Genomic DNA, 17,679 nt, shown 5'->3' with positions numbered 1-17,679 from the left:
GAACGAAAACAGCTTTCCAGATTTTAAAATTTTGCTTGGCGACCATAGCGTTTTGGACCCACCTGACTCCATCCCGAACTCAGAAGTGAAACGAAACAGCGTCGATGGTAGTGTGGGGTTTCCCCATGTGAGAGTAGAACATCGCCAGGCTCCTATTTATTTTCACTTTTTAAAAGTGAAGACAAAAGGTCCGACTGGTCTAGCAATAGACGAGTCACCATAAAGTTCTAAAAATTTTAGAGTTTTATGTTGACTTTCAAAGTGGGAAGCGTATTATACGCACCTCGCTGACGTGCTAAGGCACTGAAAGCCAAGCTCTTTAACAATATAAACCAATCAATCTGTGTGGGCACTCGTTGATGATAATCGCAAAAGATTTATCAATGAACTGAGTGACCATTTGAATGAGCAATCATTCAGCACAGTCAATTCACTCTCGAAAGAGAGTATCAGTATTCATTGAGCCGAAGCGAAAGCTTCAAAAACTTTTAATTGAAGAGTTTGATCATGGCTCAGATTGAACGCTGGCGGCAGGCCTAACACATGCAAGTCGAGCGGCAGCACAGAGGAACTTGTTCCTTGGGTGGCGAGCGGCGGACGGGTGAGTAATGCCTGGGAAATTGCCCGGTAGAGGGGGATAACCATTGGAAACGATGGCTAATACCGCATAACCTCGTAAGAGCAAAGCAGGGGACCTTCGGGCCTTGCGCTACCGGATATGCCCAGGTGGGATTAGCTAGTTGGTGAGGTAAGGGCTCACCAAGGCGACGATCCCTAGCTGGTCTGAGAGGATGATCAGCCACACTGGAACTGAGACACGGTCCAGACTCCTACGGGAGGCAGCAGTGGGGAATATTGCACAATGGGCGCAAGCCTGATGCAGCCATGCCGCGTGTATGAAGAAGGCCTTCGGGTTGTAAAGTACTTTCAGTAGGGAGGAAGGTGGTTAAGCTAATACCTTAATCATTTGACGTTACCTACAGAAGAAGCACCGGCTAACTCCGTGCCAGCAGCCGCGGTAATACGGAGGGTGCAAGCGTTAATCGGAATTACTGGGCGTAAAGCGCATGCAGGTGGTTTGTTAAGTCAGATGTGAAAGCCCTGGGCTCAACCTAGGAATCGCATTTGAAACTGACAAGCTAGAGTACTGTAGAGGGGGGTAGAATTTCAGGTGTAGCGGTGAAATGCGTAGAGATCTGAAGGAATACCGGTGGCGAAGGCGGCCCCCTGGACAGATACTGACACTCAGATGCGAAAGCGTGGGGAGCAAACAGGATTAGATACCCTGGTAGTCCACGCCGTAAACGATGTCTACTTGGAGGTTGTGACCTAGAGTCGTGGCTTTCGGAGCTAACGCGTTAAGTAGACCGCCTGGGGAGTACGGTCGCAAGATTAAAACTCAAATGAATTGACGGGGGCCCGCACAAGCGGTGGAGCATGTGGTTTAATTCGATGCAACGCGAAGAACCTTACCTACTCTTGACATCCAGAGAATCTAGCGGAGACGCTGGAGTGCCTTCGGGAACTCTGAGACAGGTGCTGCATGGCTGTCGTCAGCTCGTGTTGTGAAATGTTGGGTTAAGTCCCGCAACGAGCGCAACCCTTATCCTTGTTTGCCAGCACGTAATGGTGGGAACTCCAGGGAGACTGCCGGTGATAAACCGGAGGAAGGTGGGGACGACGTCAAGTCATCATGGCCCTTACGAGTAGGGCTACACACGTGCTACAATGGCGTATACAGAGGGCAGCGATACCGCGAGGTGGAGCGAATCTCACAAAGTACGTCGTAGTCCGGATTGGAGTCTGCAACTCGACTCCATGAAGTCGGAATCGCTAGTAATCGCAAATCAGAATGTTGCGGTGAATACGTTCCCGGGCCTTGTACACACCGCCCGTCACACCATGGGAGTGGGCTGCAAAAGAAGCAGGTAGTTTAACCTTCGGGAGGACGCTTGCCACTTTGTGGTTCATGACTGGGGTGAAGTCGTAACAAGGTAGCGCTAGGGGAACCTGGCGCTGGATCACCTCCTTACACGATGGTTATCGTGATGAGTGTCCACACAGATTGATTCGGTTTAGATTTGAGCATTAAGTGGGTCTGTAGCTCAGGTGGTTAGAGCGTACGCCTGATAAGCGTAAGGTCGGTGGTTCGAGTCCACTCAGACCCACCACTAACGATGGGGTTATAGCTCAGCTGGGAGAGCGCCTGCCTTGCACGCAGGAGGTCTGCGGTTCGATCCCGCATAACTCCACCATCTTTAAGCGTTTTCGCTGAGAATGTTTAAAAATGGTTCATTCTTTGAATCTTGCTCTTTAACAATTTGGAAAGCTGACAAAACAACAATTTATTGTTGTTTGTAAAGTTCTCAATGTTTATCGAAAGATAAACACCAACAACACATTCAAGTGTGCTTGGTATCGAATAAGACTTCGGTCTTGTTCAAATTTGAGTCCGGCAAAATCTGTCTCGCACTCATGTAAATTAAACGCGAGACAACTTAGGTTGTTTAAACAACAACCCGAAACTCCTTCGGGTTGTATGGTTAAGTGACTAAGCGTACACGGTGGATGCCTGGGCAGTCAGAGGCGATGAAGGACGTACTAACTTGCGATAAGCGCAGATAAGGCAGTAAGAGCCGTTTGAGTCTGCGATTTCCGAATGGGGAAACCCAACTGCATAAGCAGTTACTGTTAACTGAATACATAGGTTAACAGAGCAAACCGGGGGAACTGAAACATCTAAGTACCCCGAGGAGAAGAAATCAACCGAGATTCCGGTAGTAGCGGCGAGCGAACCTGGATTAGCCCTTAAGCACTCGGTGAAGTAGGTGAACAAGCTGGAAAGCTTGGCGATACAGGGTGATAGCCCCGTAACCGACGCTTCATCGAGCGTGAAATCGAGTAGGGCGGGACACGTGATATCCTGTCTGAATATGGGGGGACCATCCTCCAAGGCTAAATACTCCTGACTGACCGATAGTGAACCAGTACCGTGAGGGAAAGGCGAAAAGAACCCCTGTGAGGGGAGTGAAATAGAACCTGAAACCGTGTACGTACAAGCAGTAGGAGCACCTTCGTGGTGTGACTGCGTACCTTTTGTATAATGGGTCAGCGACTTATATTCAGTGGCAAGGTTAACCGTATAGGGGAGCCGTAGCGAAAGCGAGTCTTAACTGGGCGCTCAGTCTCTGGATATAGACCCGAAACCGGGTGATCTAGCCATGGGCAGGTTGAAGGTTGAGTAACATCAACTGGAGGACCGAACCGACTAATGTTGAAAAATTAGCGGATGACTTGTGGCTAGGGGTGAAAGGCCAATCAAACTCGGAGATAGCTGGTTCTCCCCGAAAGCTATTTAGGTAGCGCCTCGGACGAATACTACTGGGGGTAGAGCACTGTTAAGGCTAGGGGGTCATCCCGACTTACCAACCCTTTGCAAACTCCGAATACCAGTAAGTACTATCCGGGAGACACACGGCGGGTGCTAACGTCCGTCGTGGAGAGGGAAACAACCCAGACCGCCAGCTAAGGTCCCAAAGTATTGCTAAGTGGGAAACGATGTGGGAAGGCTCAGACAGCTAGGATGTTGGCTTAGAAGCAGCCATCATTTAAAGAAAGCGTAATAGCTCACTAGTCGAGTCGGCCTGCGCGGAAGATGTAACGGGGCTAAGCAATACACCGAAGCTGCGGCAATGTCCTTTGGACATTGGGTAGGGGAGCGTTCTGTAAGCCGTTGAAGGTGAATCGTAAGGTTTGCTGGAGGTATCAGAAGTGCGAATGCTGACATGAGTAACGACAAGGGGGGTGAAAAACCTCCCCGCCGGAAGACCAAGGGTTCCTGTCCAACGTTAATCGGGGCAGGGTGAGTCGACCCCTAAGGCGAGGCTGAAAAGCGTAGTCGATGGGAAACGGGTTAATATTCCCGTACTCAATCAAATTGCGATGGGGGGACGGAGAAGGCTAGGTGGGCCAGGCGACGGTTGTCCTGGTTCAAGTGCGTAGGCTTAAGAGTTAGGTAAATCCGGCTCTTTTTAAGGCTGAGACACGACGTCGAGCTACTACGGTAGTGAAGTCATTGATGCCATGCTTCCAGGAAAAGCCTCTAAGCTTCAGATTTGATGGAATCGTACCCCAAACCGACACAGGTGGTCGGGTAGAGAATACCAAGGCGCTTGAGAGAACTCGGGTGAAGGAACTAGGCAAAATGGTACCGTAACTTCGGGAGAAGGTACGCTCTTGATGGTGAAGTCCCTCGCGGATGGAGCTGACGAGAGTCGCAGATACCAGGTGGCTGCAACTGTTTATTAAAAACACAGCACTGTGCAAAATCGCAAGATGACGTATACGGTGTGACGCCTGCCCGGTGCCGGAAGGTTAATTGATGGGGTTAGCGTAAGCGAAGCTCTTGATCGAAGCCCCGGTAAACGGCGGCCGTAACTATAACGGTCCTAAGGTAGCGAAATTCCTTGTCGGGTAAGTTCCGACCTGCACGAATGGCGTAATGATGGCCACGCTGTCTCCACCCGAGACTCAGTGAAATTGAAATCGCTGTGAAGATGCAGTGTACCCGCGGCTAGACGGAAAGACCCCGTGAACCTTTACTACAGCTTGGCACTGAACATTGAACCTACATGTGTAGGATAGGTGGGAGGCTATGAAGACGTGACGCCAGTTGCGTTGGAGCCGTCCTTGAAATACCACCCTTGTATGTTTGATGTTCTAACTTAGACCCATTATCTGGGTTGAGGACAGTGCCTGGTGGGTAGTTTGACTGGGGCGGTCTCCTCCCAAAGAGTAACGGAGGAGCACGAAGGTGGGCTAATCACGGTTGGACATCGTGAGGTTAGTGCAATGGCATAAGCCCGCTTAACTGCGAGAATGACGGTTCGAGCAGGTGCGAAAGCAGGTCATAGTGATCCGGTGGTTCTGTATGGAAGGGCCATCGCTCAACGGATAAAAGGTACTCCGGGGATAACAGGCTGATACCGCCCAAGAGTTCATATCGACGGCGGTGTTTGGCACCTCGATGTCGGCTCATCACATCCTGGGGCTGAAGTCGGTCCCAAGGGTATGGCTGTTCGCCATTTAAAGTGGTACGCGAGCTGGGTTTAGAACGTCGTGAGACAGTTCGGTCCCTATCTGCCGTGGGCGTTGGAAGATTGAAGGGGGCTGCTCCTAGTACGAGAGGACCGGAGTGGACGAACCTCTGGTGTTCGGGTTGTGTCGCCAGACGCATTGCCCGGTAGCTAAGTTCGGAATCGATAACCGCTGAAAGCATCTAAGCGGGAAGCGAGCCCTGAGATGAGTCTTCCCTGATACTTTAAGTATCCTAAAGGGTTGTTCGAGACTAGAACGTTGATAGGCAGGGTGTGTAAGCGTTGTGAGGCGTTGAGCTAACCTGTACTAATTGCCCGTGAGGCTTAACCATACAACACCCAAGGGGTTTTGTAGTGGACTCAAAGCTAAGCGCATAAGAATGTGTGTGAGAACGAAGACAGCTTTCCAGATTTTAAAATTTTGCTTGGCGACCATAGCGTTTTGGACCCACCTGACTCCATCCCGAACTCAGAAGTGAAACGAAACAGCGTCGATGGTAGTGTGGGGTTTCCCCATGTGAGAGTAGAACATCGCCAGGCTTTGAATCTCGCTGATAGTGTTACCATGCTATTAGCACACAATTTGCGGAGAGATGGCTGAGTGGTTGAAAGCACCGGTCTTGAAAACCGGCGATGGTTAATAGCTATCCTAGGGTTCAAATCCCTATCTCTCCGCCACTATTAAGAAAGGTCGCTGATAATTCAGCGGCCTTTTTGCATTTCCGTCGTTTTTATTTTCAATAAAAAGGTTATCGATAAAGTAGCGATAGCCTATTTTTCTAAAGTTCTTTATTTATCAACAACGCTTTTCTTTATAGAAACAACCCGCCACAGCGCTTGGACAAGTGGATTATCTAACTGTGAACGTTTACAGCAAACACCGAGCATAAAGGGTTTTATGGGTGTGACGCTTAAACGCTGAACCTTGTCACGCACGGGGCTGTTATTGATAACCACATCAGGCGCGATGCCTACACCACACCCGAGAGCCACCAAGCTGACGATTGCTTCATGCCCTGCGATCTGGGCGTAGATATTGGGCTTTATCTTCATTTGCTTAAACCAGATATTGGCTCTATCTCGTGCGGTTCCCGACTCGGGAACAATAAACGGTATTGAGTTCCAATCAGGCTGCTCTTTTTGTAGTTCATCGACAAAGCTGCTGATCCCAAGCGGGGCAATGACTGACAGAGGAATCTCACTAATAGTGGCGAACTCGATGCGGCTCGGCAGCTGTTCTGGCATAGCTGAAATCGCAATATCGGCTTCGTCTTGCAGAATCTTATCGATCGCTTGCGCCGGATCGCCAGTCAGCAATTTGAATTCGATATACGGGTGTTTGAGGCGAAATGAACTGAGTAACTCTGGTAGATGGCTATAGCTGGCGGTAACGGAACAGAATAGTTTTATTTCACCGCGCAGTTCTTGGCTATGGTCATTGAGTTCAGTAGTGAGTTGTCGCCAATCGTTAATGATGCGTGCCGCGACAGGAAGTAATCGATGAGCGGCTGGTGTCAATTCGACACTACGGTTATCACGCAGAAATAGCGTGTGACCTAAGTCCTGCTCAAGCTTCTGTATTTGTCGACTCAGTGCCGAAGGGCTGAGATGCATCGCCGCCGCTGTTTTACTGAAGTTTTTGCAGTCGCACAGATGCATGAATATCTGCAAGGTTTTGATGTTCACAAAAGAGTCCTATGTTGCATTTGTTGCAATAACTAGTTGTGAATATATCACTTTGCGCAATTTTGTCTCTGGCTTAGTATGAGTTTATTCGGTCATATCGCACCGACTTAACGGAATCATTTATTAAGGAGCACCCACATGGCGAATTATTTCAATACGCTCAACTTGCGTGAACAGTTGGATCAACTTGGTCGTTGCCGTTTTATGGCGCGTGAAGAGTTTGCAACCGAAGCTGACTACCTAAAAGGTAAGAAAGTGGTGATCGTAGGCTGTGGTGCTCAAGGCCTGAACCAAGGCCTAAACATGCGTGATTCTGGTTTAGATGTTTCTTACGCTTTGCGTCAGGCTGCGATTGATGAACAGCGTCAGTCATTCAAAAATGCAAAAAACAATGGTTTTAATGTTGGCAGTTATGAGCAACTCATTCCGACGGCGGATTTGGTGGTTAACCTGACTCCTGATAAGCAGCATACCAGTGTTGTTAATGCCGTTATGCCACTGATGAAGCAAGGTGCAGCGCTAGGTTACTCACACGGTTTTAATATCGTTGAAGAGGGCATGCAGATCCGTAAAGACATCACGGTAGTGATGGTGGCACCAAAATGTCCTGGTACGGAAGTTCGTGAAGAATATAAGCGTGGTTTCGGTGTTCCGACTCTGATCGCAGTTCACCCAGAAAATGATCCACAAGGTGAAGGTTGGGAAATTGCTAAAGCGTGGGCAGCTGCAACAGGTGGCCATCGCGCGGGTTGTTTGGCTTCTTCTTTCGTTGCGGAAGTAAAATCCGATCTGATGGGCGAGCAAACCATTTTGTGTGGCATGCTGCAAGCTGGTTCTATCGTTTGTTACGAGAAGATGGTTGCTGATGGTATCGATCCTGGTTATGCAGGTAAGCTTCTGCAATTTGGTTGGGAAACCGTGACTGAAGCACTGAAGTTTGGTGGTATCACGCATATGATGGATCGCCTCTCTAACCCTGCCAAAATCAGAGCATTTGAGTTGTCTGAAGAGCTGAAAGATTTGATGCGTCCTCTGTACAACAAGCATATGGATGACATCATCTCTGGCCATTTCTCAAGCACTATGATGGCTGACTGGGCGAATGACGATAAAGATCTGTTTGGCTGGCGTGCAGAAACGGCTGAGACTGCATTCGAAAACTACCCAACAACAGATGTGAAAATTGCAGAACAAGAATACTTTGATAACGGTATTTTGATGATTGCAATGGTGCGCGCTGGGGTTGAGCTAGCGTTTGAAGCGATGACCGCTTCAGGCATCATCGATGAATCGGCTTACTATGAATCACTGCATGAGCTACCACTGATTGCGAATACTGTGGCTCGTAAACGTCTGTATGAAATGAACGTGGTGATTTCTGACACAGCTGAGTACGGTAACTACCTGTTTGCGAATGTGGCTGTGCCGCTGCTGCGTGAAAAGTTCATGCCGAAAGTAAGCACGGATGTAATTGGTAAAGGTTTGGGTGCGGTATCTAACCAAGTGGACAATGCAACGCTTATCGAAGTGAACAGCATCATCCGCAATCATCCAGTGGAGTACATTGGCGAAGAATTGCGCGGCTATATGAAAGATATGAAGCGTATCGCGGTGGGCGACTAATTTCTTAATTTAGTTTTCCAAAGCAAACACAACAACACACTATAATAAAAACCAAGAAGGCTTAGTCGTATGACTAAGCCTTTCTTTATTGGGTCACTCAGTGACTGAGTGTTTAGTCTATGGCTCTAGCGTTTATTTATCGGCTAATTTAGCTTCGAGTTCGGCCATCTTCTGTTCTAATTCAGTCAGCTTCTGGCGAGTGCGTAATAAAACTTGGGTCTGAACATCAAACTCTTCACGGCTTACCACATCCAGTTTATTGAGCTGGCCTTGAATGACTTGACGCACTTTCTGTTCTACATCAGCGCCCAGTTCTTTCACGGGTTGTGGCATGGCTTCATGGATTTGCTTGGCGATCTGCTCGAGTTTCTTTGCATCAAACATAGTGGTTACTCCTGTTAAGTTGCCAACATTCTATGCAATTCAGCTGGCGATGTCGTTAGATTAGGCAAGAAAAAAGGCCATCGAAATGGCCTTTTGTGATTGAGTCTGAGCGCCGGGATTACAGTTGACGATGAGCGGCTTTCGCTTCGTCAATACGTGCCAACTTCTCCAGATCTTTGTCTTCGACAAATACCGGCAGTGGTTTGTGTTTCTCTGCGAGGTAGCTGTAAATCACAGGTAGTACAAACAGAGTAAACAGTGTACCAATCGCCAAACCAGAGACGATAACAATACCGATACTGAAGCGTTGAGCAGCCCCTGCTCCGGTGGCGTACATCAGTGGGATGAGGCCTGCAATCATCGCCGCTGTAGTCATCAAGATTGGGCGTAAACGCACTTTTGCTGCATGCATGACGGCATCGATTCGGCTGAGTTTGTTGTGTAGCTGCTCTTCTTTAGCCACTTCACAAATCAAAATACCGTGTTTGGTGATAAGACCCACGAGGGTGATCAGACCTACTTGTGAGTAGATGTTCATCGTCGCGGTTCCCCATGCCAGTGCGATCAACGCACCACAAATCGCCAATGGTACAGAGACCATGATAACCAATGGATCTTTGAGAGATTCAAATTGAATCGCCAGAACCAAGAAGATGATCGCCAATGCTAGACCAAACGTCGCATACAGTGCGCTACCTTCAGTTACATATTGACGAGCTTCACCCATGTAATCATGGTTGTAGCCTTTAGGCAGTTTGCTACTAGCCAAGTTTTCAAACCAGTTAATTGCATCACCCATTGCGGTACCTGGTGAAGGTACTGCACCCACGGTGGCAGAGTTTAGCTGGTTGAAGTGTGGCAGAGAACGAGGCTCCGCAACGACATCAATCGTGATCAGGCTGCCTAGAGGAATCACTTTGCCATCCGCCGCACGAACATAGTAATTGTTCATAGATTGCGGATTGAGACGCCATTTACGTTCTACTTGTGGGATCACTTCGTAAGATCGGCCATTGAGGTCGATGCGGTTTACATAACCGTCGGCCATCATGGTGCTGAGTGTGATGCCGATGTCTTGCATGGTCACGCCGTAAGCACCGGCTTTGTCTTTATCGATATTGATCTTCATCGTAGCCGAATCGAAGTTGAGGTTAAGATCCGAGTAGACGAACATCGGGCTTGATTTTACTTCGGTCAGAATATCGGTCGCGATCGTAAACAGGCTTTCAAAGCTGTTTGGCGTAGTGATAACAAACTGAATCGGTAGACCTGAACCTGCACCAGGCAACTCTGGCATTTGGAAGGCGGTTACCGCCATACCAGGGATCTCTTTTACCAGGGTACCCACACGGTTGGTGACATCCGCTTGGCTTGCTTCACGTTGACTCCATGGCACCATTGACGCAATACCAAACGCCTGATTTGAGCTAGGTACACCGGTAAACACCTGAGCAAATTGTACTTCAGGCTGATCAGACAGAATTTTATTCACATCATCCATCGTATTCGCCAGATAGTCGAGGTTCGCATTTGATGGGCCTGTACCCATCAACATGACCACCCCTTTATCTTCCGAAGGTGCCAGTTCACTTGGGATGAACTTGAACAGCATTGGAAGACTAGCAAATACGATAAATGCAAACGCGATAACCACAGGACGATGAGTCATCACTGCGCTCAGCATGCGCTCATAACGCGCTGTCATGCGATCTAGCAAATGATGCACTTTCAGTTCAAATTTGTTTGGCGCTTCATTCGCCTTGAGCATTTTTGAACACATCATTGGAGACAAGGTCAGTGCGATAATGCCAGAGACAAATACCGAACCGGCCAGTGTTAACGCAAACTCCTTGAATAGAGCACCGGTAATGCCGCCCATCAACGCGATTGGGGCATATACCGCACCTAGGGTGAGCGTCATCGCAATAACAGGGATGGCAATTTCACGGGTACCAATGATCGCCGCACGGAAAGGCGATTCCCCTTCTTTGATGTGACGGTCAACGTTCTCCAGAACTACGATCGCATCGTCTACGACCAGACCGATCGCAAGTACCATCGCCAGCAGAGTCATCAGGTTCCAAGAGAAGCCCATCATCTGCATCACCATCGCTACACCAATCAGTGAAAGCGGGATAGTGACAATCGGGATGATTACGGCACGCAGCGAGCCCAAGAACAGAGTGATCACGACCAGAACGATCAGTGCTGCTTCTACGATGGTTTTGATTACCTCGTGGATTGACTCATTGATCGCAACCGTGGAGTCATACAGCACGTTCATTTTGATGTTGCTTGGCATGTTTTTCTGCAGTTCAGGCAGCATGTCGAGCACATCTTTCGCAATATTGATTGGGTTAGCACTTGGCGCCGCATTGATTGCAGCAACCACTGCTTCACGGCCGTTAGCACTTGCACGATAAGTATCATGGCTCTTTGCTAGCGTCACTTTAGCAATATCACCCAGACGAGTCACATTACCTTTCTCGGCTTTCACCACCAGGTTTTCCAGTTCTTCAACGGTCGATACCTGAGTATCGGCACTGCCGTTGTAGAGCACGAACTCACCGATCGCTTGACCTGTGGCCGACTGATAGTTGTTAGCATTCAGAATGCTCATCACATCAGCAGCAGACAGGTTGAGTGCTGCCATTTTGGCAGGATCCAACCACACGCGCAGAGCGTATTTCATACCACCGTACAGATCGATACTGGATACACCATTGACTGCGTAAAGCTGTGGATTAACCACTCGCTCTAAGTAGTCAGTGATTTGGCTAGAGGCCAACTCTTCACTAGTAAAACCAATGTACAGTACCGCCGTCGTTGAACCAGTCGACATGGTCACGGTTGGGTCTTCCGACTCTTTTGGTAGCTGTGAACGAACAGAGTTGGTTTTCGCCAATACATCCGACAACGCCGCATTAGGATCGGTGTTGAGCTTCATGGTTACCGTAATCGTCGAGCGGCCGAGAACCGATTGTGACGTCATGAAATCAATGTTATCGGCTTGTGCGACCGCTTGTTCTAGCGGCTGGGTGATAAAGCCTTGGATCAGATCAGCACTGGCACCGTAATAGCCAGTACTTACCGTAATCACGGTATTGGTCATTTCAGGGTATTCACGCACCTGCATTTTGAAGATCGCTTGCAAACCAAGCAGTACGATCAAAAAGCTGATGGATACCGCTAAAACTGGACGTTTTATAAAAACATCAGTAAAGCGCATGATGCCTCCGCTTACAGCATTGGGGTTTCTGCTGGTGGTGTAGTTGCATCGCTTTCAACAATACGAACTTTAGCACCGTTACTTAGACGCACCTGACCTGTCGTAACAACGACATCGCCCGGTTTCACGCCTTCCAGAATGTGAGCAATTGACTCAGTACGCTCACCCACTTTTACCACATGTTGCTGTACGCGTTTCTCGCCGTTTTCCTCGGTCACGGTATAAACATTGTCACCGTAGAGCGTGTAGGTAATGGCGGTTTGTGGCAAGGTGACTTGGTTCTCCAACTTCGGCAGAATAATGTTGGCACGCGCGAACATACCGCTACGCAGTTTGCCATCACTATTTGGAATATTTGCTTGTACTTGGATCAAACCACTTTGTACGCTCACCGCAGGTTCAATGGCTGAAATCGAACCTTTAAATGAAGTTTGTGGGTAAGAATCAACGAAAATGTCGACTTCTTGATTAAGCGAGATGCGCGAAATATCGGTTTGTGGCACCGTAAAACGTAGGCGCATCACGCTGGTGTCTTCTAGGCGAACAATATCCGTTCCTGGTTGTAGGTATTGGCCTAGAAACACATTACGAATACCGATCACGCCTGCGAATGGAGCTTTGATTTCACGGCGAGCAATGCTGGCTTTTAAACCGTCAATATCTGCGGCGAGAGAGTAGTAGTTCGCTTCAGCTTCGTCATAAGATTCTTTCGAGATAGAGCCTTTCGCAAACAGACCTTTGTAGCGCTCATATTTCGCCTTTGCTGCCGGGAAGCGAGCTTCAGAGCTTTTTAAATTGGCTTTTTCAACAGAAGAATCGAGCAATACCAGCGGTTGTTCTTTGGAAACTTGAGTGCCTGATTCAAATAGGATTTGATCAATAACACCAGAAGTTTCGCTGGTCAAAGTCACACCTTGGTTTGGCTCAATAAAACCGATCGCTTCAATGACCGGAACCCAATCGACAGGATTCACCGTGGTTACCGTCACCGGAAATTCTGGCTCAGGACGATTTGCCATGTATTCGGCAATTTTCTTTTGTTTGAAAAGATTGAAGCCTATCACACTGCCAAACAGCAAGATTGCGATAAGCAACATAAAAAATGTCCACTTTTTCATTCTGGTGCGAACTCCAAATTAGTGTTGAGTAATAGCATCCCAACTGGCTTGAATCATTGCATCGAGAGTTGAATCATCCAGTTGATAAAAACCTAAAGCGTATTTACGAGCAAGAGTGACTGTAGTTTCAAAACTCAACGCAGAAAGAAGATGGTTATCGAGAGGTTTGAAAAGTCCTTGTTGTTTTCCTTGGTCGAACAATAATTCGACTTTGGCAAACATTTTCTGCTCTAGTTCCCTTACGTTGCAACAAGTTGTTGTTGGTAAAGACTCATACTGCACTCGATTACTGATAATGTCACGACAAGAGCCAGCCAACGTCCAAATATTAAGCCACATAGTACGGAAACGTTCTTGCAAAGACATGTCATCTTTGAGATTGGCTTGTACTGCTTCTGCGATTCTTTGACTGACATGCAAACGCACTTCAATCAATAAATGATCTTTATCGCGGAAGTAACGATAAATAGTTCCCGTCGCCATATTCGCTGCTTTGGCCACCTTATGCATAGAAAGACCATGAAAGCCTTGTTCTGCAATCAGTTTTTCTGCAGCGATTAAGATTTGGAGCTGTTTATCGCAGCGCACCAATTCTGACATCACATTTCTCTGAAAATGAACGTTTGTTCATTATAGCGGCTAATCCCCCCTGTTTTGCAATACATCTGTGCAGTAAAATTTTGTAAAGAAAGTTTCTTTGTTGGTAATCCAAGACTAGCAGATTATTATTGTCGGCTAGATTTGAGAGGATTAAGAGCACCATGAAGCTGAACCCAAGACAAGATGAAGCCGTCAAATACGTCTCTGGACCCTGTTTGGTATTGGCAGGCGCTGGCTCGGGTAAAACTCGTGTGATCACCAATAAAATTGCCTATTTGGTTCAACAGTGTGGTTATAAAGCACGCAATATTGCGGCAGTGACGTTTACCAATAAAGCCGCGCGTGAAATGAAAGAACGCGTTGCTCAAACGCTCGGTAAAGGTGAGTCGCGCGGATTAATGGTGTCCACCTTCCACACCCTTGGCTTAAATATCATTCGCCGTGAATTCAAGGCTCTCGGCCTTAAAGCGGGCTTTTCACTGTTTGACGATCAAGATCAGCTCGCGCTACTCAAAGAATTGACTGAAAAGCAGCTGGATGGTGATAAAGATTTACTGCGTTCGCTACTGAGCACCATTTCCAACTGGAAAAATGACATGCTGACTCCGCCACAAGCCAAAGCCATGGCGAAAGGTGAGCAGCAGCAACTGTTTGCTCACTGTTTTGAGCTGTACCAAAAACAGATGCAGTCTTACAACGCACTCGATTTTGATGATTTGATCTTGCTACCGGTGTTACTGCTACGCAGCAATGAAGAAGTTCGCCAACGTTGGCAAAATCGTATTCGCTATCTGCTGGTGGATGAATATCAAGACACCAACACTAGCCAGTATGAATTAGTGAAGCTTCTGGTCGGTGAGCGTGGCCGTTTAACTGTGGTGGGTGATGATGACCAATCCATTTATTCATGGCGCGGTGCGAAGCCACAAAACTTAGTGCTACTTGGTGAAGACTTTCCGAGTTTAAAACTAATTAAGTTGGAGCAGAATTACCGCTCTACGAGCCGCATTTTGCGTGCGGCGAACATCTTAATTGCCAATAACCCCCACGTTTACCAAAAGGCGCTCTTTTCTGAGTTAGCGGAAGGGGAAAAGCTCAAGGTCATACTGGCCAATAATGAAGATCATGAAGCAGAGCGAGTGACCGCAGAAATCATCGCCCATAAGTTTCTGAATCGAACTGAGTACCGAGATTACGCGATTCTTTATCGCGGAAACCATCAATCGCGACTGATTGAAAAATCCCTTACCCAAAACCGTGTACCCTACAAACTTTCCGGTGGCACTTCGTTTTTTGCGCGCGCAGAGATCAAAGACATCATGGCTTACTTGCGAGTGCTAGTGAACCCTGATGATGACAACGCATTTCTGCGTATTGTGAATACGCCGAAACGCGAAATCGGCCCTGCTACGCTCGAAAAGTTAGGCAGTTACGCCAATATGCGGGGCAAAAGCCTGTTTGCCGCGAGTTTCGAGCTTGGTTTAGAGCAACACTTGGCGGGGCGAGGGCTTGATAACTTACGCCGCTTCACCGAGTGGTTGGTGGCGATTGCTGATAATGCTGAGCGTGGTAACACGGTGGAAGCGGTGCGCGCATTAGTGCGTGATATTCGCTACGAAGATTGGTTGTATGAGACTTCCGCCAGTCCGAAAGCGGCCGAAATGCGCATGAAAAACGTCTCCGATCTTTATTCGTGGATTGTGGCCGATTTAGAGGGTGATAACCCAGATCAAGAAGAGAAAACCCTCAAAGAAGTTGTTCAACGCTTAACCCTGCGCGACATGATGGAGCGTGGTGAAGAGAATGACGATAGTGATGCAGTACAGCTCATGACACTGCATGCCTCAAAAGGGTTGGAATTTCCTTATGTGTACCTGATTGGTGCAGAAGAGGGGATTTTGCCGCACCAAACCAGTATTGATGAAGAGAATGTCGAGGAAGAACGCCGCTTAATGTATGTCGGCATCACCCGAGCACAGCGTGAGTTGACATTTATGGTGTGTAAAGAGCGTCGTCAGTTTGGTGAACTGATCAAACCTTCGCAAAGCCGCTTTTTGGATGAGTTGCCCCAAGACGATATCGAGTGGGAAGCGAAGAAAAAACCTGTGACACAAGAAGAGCGTATGGCGAAAGGGCAAGCACATATCGCCAATTTACGGGCGATGTTTAAGAAGTAAAATAAAAAGGGCTTGTTAGAACAAGCCCTTTTTATGATTCAATCTTCGCGATTATAGACCCGCGGTCATATGTTCAATTGCCGCCATAATCTCATCATCGGAACAATCCATACAAGTGCCTTTTGGTGGCATGGCATTGAAGCCGTTTAGTGCATGATTTTTCAACACATCTTTACCTTGGGCAATACGTGGTCCCCATTCGGCCGCATTACCAATTTTCGGCGCACCGCTCACCCCTGATGCGTGACAAGCAATACAGAAAGTCCCATAAACTTGAGAGCCTTCACGTGGTCCGGTCGGTTCTGCTTTAACTGGCTCACTGCCAGCAAGATAGACATTACCTACGGGTTTGATGCGTTCTGCAATTGCATTTTTTTCGGCATCAGTAGTGGCAAACGCTGCTGTTGAAAATGTTAGAGCAGCGAACAGTACGCTTAAGAGTGATCGAGACATATCCATTAACTCACTTTACATTCCGAAGGTAAGTGCTGCTTACCTATTATTTTTAGAGTGTTTCAATTTAACAGACGGTAATTGCTGTTAAATCAATGTAAATTTTGGGTGATTATATCCTGAGAAGTTGTTGCAATAAACAACAAGTTGCGATCTTCCGGCGGTGAGTCACAACCTTTATAAGGGAATAGTAGCAAGCATCTGATGAAAAAGGCGCCAAACAGTAAAAAAAGTAAAAAAAACACTAGACGCCCTAATGTGATATACGTATTATTCCACTCCGCCGATAGGGCATGCGCCCGTAGCTCAGCTGGATAGAGCGTTGGCCTCCGGAGCCAAAGGTCGAAGGTTCAAATCCTTTCGGGCGCGCCATTTCGCCCGGGGAATATCGGTAAAGAATTTCAGTGGTGGCTATAGCTCAGTTGGTAGAGCCCCGGATTGTGATTCCGGTTGTCGTGGGTTCGAGTCCCATTAGCCACCCCATTTATCTAGGTGATAATAAATTATCTCCTGTCTTAAGAAAGCTTCTTAAGCAAAACAAAGTCGGTGAATAGCGCAGTTTGGTAGCGCATCTGGTTTGGGACCAGAGGGTCGGGGGTTCGAATCCCTCTTCACCGACCACTTATTGAAAGACTAGGCAGTGAGCGTAGTCTGAAATAACGGCAGACAAGCGGTTATTACAAGCTTCAGTGGTGGCTATAGCTCAGTTGGTAGAGCCCCGGATTGTGATTCCGGTTGTCGTGGGTTCGAGTCCCATTAGCCACCCCATTTATTTAGGTGATAATAAATTATCTCCTGTCTTAAGAAAGCTTCTTAAGCAAAATAAAGTCGGTGAATAGCGCAGTTTGGTAGCGCATCTGGTTTGGGACCAGAGGGTCGGGGGTTCGAATCCCTCTTCACCGACCACTCTTCAAAGCCTCAGCATTTGCTGAGGCTTTTTGCATTTCTGCCTCTTTATTATTTCTCCCCTTTGCTCCCCTGCTCTCTGAAGTACATCGGTTATAACTTCAGCGGATATTTTATCTTTATTCTGAATAGATCGTTTTTCCTATCGATTTTCGTTTATGCATCTGGTGTGGATGTTGGGTCTTGTTTATCTCTAATAAGTTGCGATCTTGCCGACAATTCATCGATAGAACTGGGTTATGGATTGGATTTTACCCTGCTTTTGTTCTAGTTCTGAATATGGTTTTATTGCGGTTTTATGGTTTTTACATTGGTATTTTTAGCTTTTGTTTGGACTTTATGACTAGATATTGGCTTTTTAATGAGATGTTTAATGGGTTTTAATTAAAGGCTTAACGCATGGTTGT

General features: G+C 47.5%; 8 protein-coding genes, 8 tRNA genes and 4 rRNA genes. 14 read left to right on the top strand and 6 right to left on the bottom strand.

Features of this window, described 5'->3' with window-relative positions; genetic code table 11:
• The first annotated feature begins 34 nt into the window (after positions 1 to 34).
• The 7 genes from rrf (EPB59_RS12150) to EPB59_RS12120 all read left to right on the top strand — a co-directional run bounded on the left by rrf (EPB59_RS12150) (position 35) and on the right by EPB59_RS12120 (position 5,774).
• Positions 35 to 150: ribosomal RNA gene (gene rrf, locus EPB59_RS12150) — 5S ribosomal RNA — on the top strand.
• Positions 151 to 489: 339 nt separating this feature from the next.
• Positions 490 to 2,032, top strand: a 16S ribosomal RNA gene (locus EPB59_RS12145).
• Positions 2,033 to 2,094: 62 nt separating this feature from the next.
• Positions 2,095 to 2,171, top strand: a tRNA-Ile gene (locus EPB59_RS12140).
• Between the two features lie 8 nt (positions 2,172 to 2,179).
• Positions 2,180 to 2,255 (top strand) — tRNA-Ala (locus EPB59_RS12135).
• Between the two features lie 286 nt (positions 2,256 to 2,541).
• Positions 2,542 to 5,428 (top strand): 23S ribosomal RNA (locus EPB59_RS12130).
• Between the two features lie 92 nt (positions 5,429 to 5,520).
• A 5S ribosomal RNA gene (gene rrf / locus EPB59_RS12125) occupies positions 5,521 to 5,636 on the top strand.
• Together the 16S, 23S and 5S rRNA genes with 3 tRNA genes alongside form the textbook arrangement of a ribosomal RNA operon.
• Before the next feature lie 47 nt (positions 5,637 to 5,683).
• Positions 5,684 to 5,774: transfer RNA gene (locus EPB59_RS12120), tRNA-Ser, on the top strand.
• Positions 5,775 to 5,885: 111 nt separating this feature from the next.
• Here the strand turns inward: EPB59_RS12120 and ilvY are convergent.
• Positions 5,886 to 6,782, bottom strand: coding sequence for an HTH-type transcriptional activator IlvY (ilvY, locus tag EPB59_RS12115; RefSeq protein ID WP_154172975.1), 897 nt, complete (start codon positions 6,780 to 6,782; stop codon positions 5,886 to 5,888).
• 138 nt (positions 6,783 to 6,920) lie between these two features.
• On the opposite strand from ilvY, the gene ilvC reads away from it, so the two are divergent.
• Entirely contained in the window at positions 6,921 to 8,405 is a 1,485-nt protein-coding gene (ilvC, locus tag EPB59_RS12110) for a ketol-acid reductoisomerase (RefSeq protein ID WP_154172973.1), read from the top strand.
• A 132-nt stretch (positions 8,406 to 8,537) separates the two neighbouring features.
• Here ilvC and ubiK read toward each other — a convergent pair whose 3' ends face one another.
• The 4 genes from ubiK to vexR all read right to left on the bottom strand — a co-directional run bounded on the left by ubiK (position 8,538) and on the right by vexR (position 13,736).
• Positions 8,538 to 8,789, bottom strand: coding sequence for a ubiquinone biosynthesis accessory factor UbiK (ubiK, locus tag EPB59_RS12105; protein ID WP_000458935.1), 252 nt, complete (start codon positions 8,787 to 8,789; stop codon positions 8,538 to 8,540).
• Positions 8,790 to 8,907: 118 nt separating this feature from the next.
• Positions 8,908 to 12,018: a multidrug efflux RND transporter permease subunit VexB gene (vexB, locus tag EPB59_RS12100; protein WP_055031704.1), complete on the bottom strand. Its 3,111-nt coding sequence runs from the start codon at positions 12,016 to 12,018 to the stop codon at positions 8,908 to 8,910.
• Positions 12,019 to 12,029: 11 nt separating this feature from the next.
• On the bottom strand, positions 12,030 to 13,136 hold the full coding sequence (locus tag EPB59_RS12095) for an efflux RND transporter periplasmic adaptor subunit (RefSeq protein ID WP_055051900.1): 1,107 nt from the start codon (positions 13,134 to 13,136) through the stop codon (positions 12,030 to 12,032).
• 18 nt (positions 13,137 to 13,154) lie between these two features.
• On the bottom strand, positions 13,155 to 13,736 hold the full coding sequence (vexR, locus tag EPB59_RS12090; protein WP_154172971.1) for a TetR family transcriptional regulator VexR: 582 nt from the start codon (positions 13,734 to 13,736) through the stop codon (positions 13,155 to 13,157).
• A 161-nt stretch (positions 13,737 to 13,897) separates the two neighbouring features.
• Between vexR and rep the strand changes: the two genes are divergently transcribed.
• Complete coding sequence (gene rep, locus EPB59_RS12085; RefSeq protein WP_154172969.1) at positions 13,898 to 15,913, top strand: DNA helicase Rep; 2,016 nt, start codon at positions 13,898 to 13,900, stop codon at positions 15,911 to 15,913.
• A 51-nt stretch (positions 15,914 to 15,964) separates the two neighbouring features.
• On the opposite strand, the gene EPB59_RS12080 is transcribed toward rep, so the two are convergent.
• A complete protein-coding gene (locus EPB59_RS12080; protein WP_154172967.1) occupies positions 15,965 to 16,372 on the bottom strand; it encodes a c-type cytochrome in 408 nt (135 codons plus the stop codon).
• A 289-nt stretch (positions 16,373 to 16,661) separates the two neighbouring features.
• On the opposite strand from EPB59_RS12080, the gene EPB59_RS12075 reads away from it, so the two are divergent.
• The 5 genes from EPB59_RS12075 (at position 16,662) to EPB59_RS12055 (ending at position 17,272) form a co-directional block, all read left to right on the top strand.
• Positions 16,662 to 16,738, top strand: a tRNA-Arg gene (locus EPB59_RS12075).
• Positions 16,739 to 16,773: 35 nt separating this feature from the next.
• Positions 16,774 to 16,849, top strand: a tRNA-His gene (locus tag EPB59_RS12070).
• A gap of 61 nt (positions 16,850 to 16,910) precedes the next feature.
• A tRNA-Pro gene (locus tag EPB59_RS12065) sits at positions 16,911 to 16,987 on the top strand.
• 71 nt (positions 16,988 to 17,058) lie between these two features.
• Positions 17,059 to 17,134, top strand: a tRNA-His gene (locus EPB59_RS12060).
• Between the two features lie 61 nt (positions 17,135 to 17,195).
• Positions 17,196 to 17,272 (top strand) — tRNA-Pro (locus EPB59_RS12055).
• Positions 17,273 to 17,679 lie beyond the last annotated feature (407 nt).

It is taken from the genome of Vibrio metoecus, assembly GCF_009665255.1.
GTDB classification, from domain to species: Bacteria; Pseudomonadota; Gammaproteobacteria; order Enterobacterales; family Vibrionaceae; genus Vibrio; species Vibrio metoecus_B.
The sequence above is the reverse complement of the archived record's forward strand: the minus strand, read 5'-3'. Positions and strand labels throughout refer to the sequence as shown.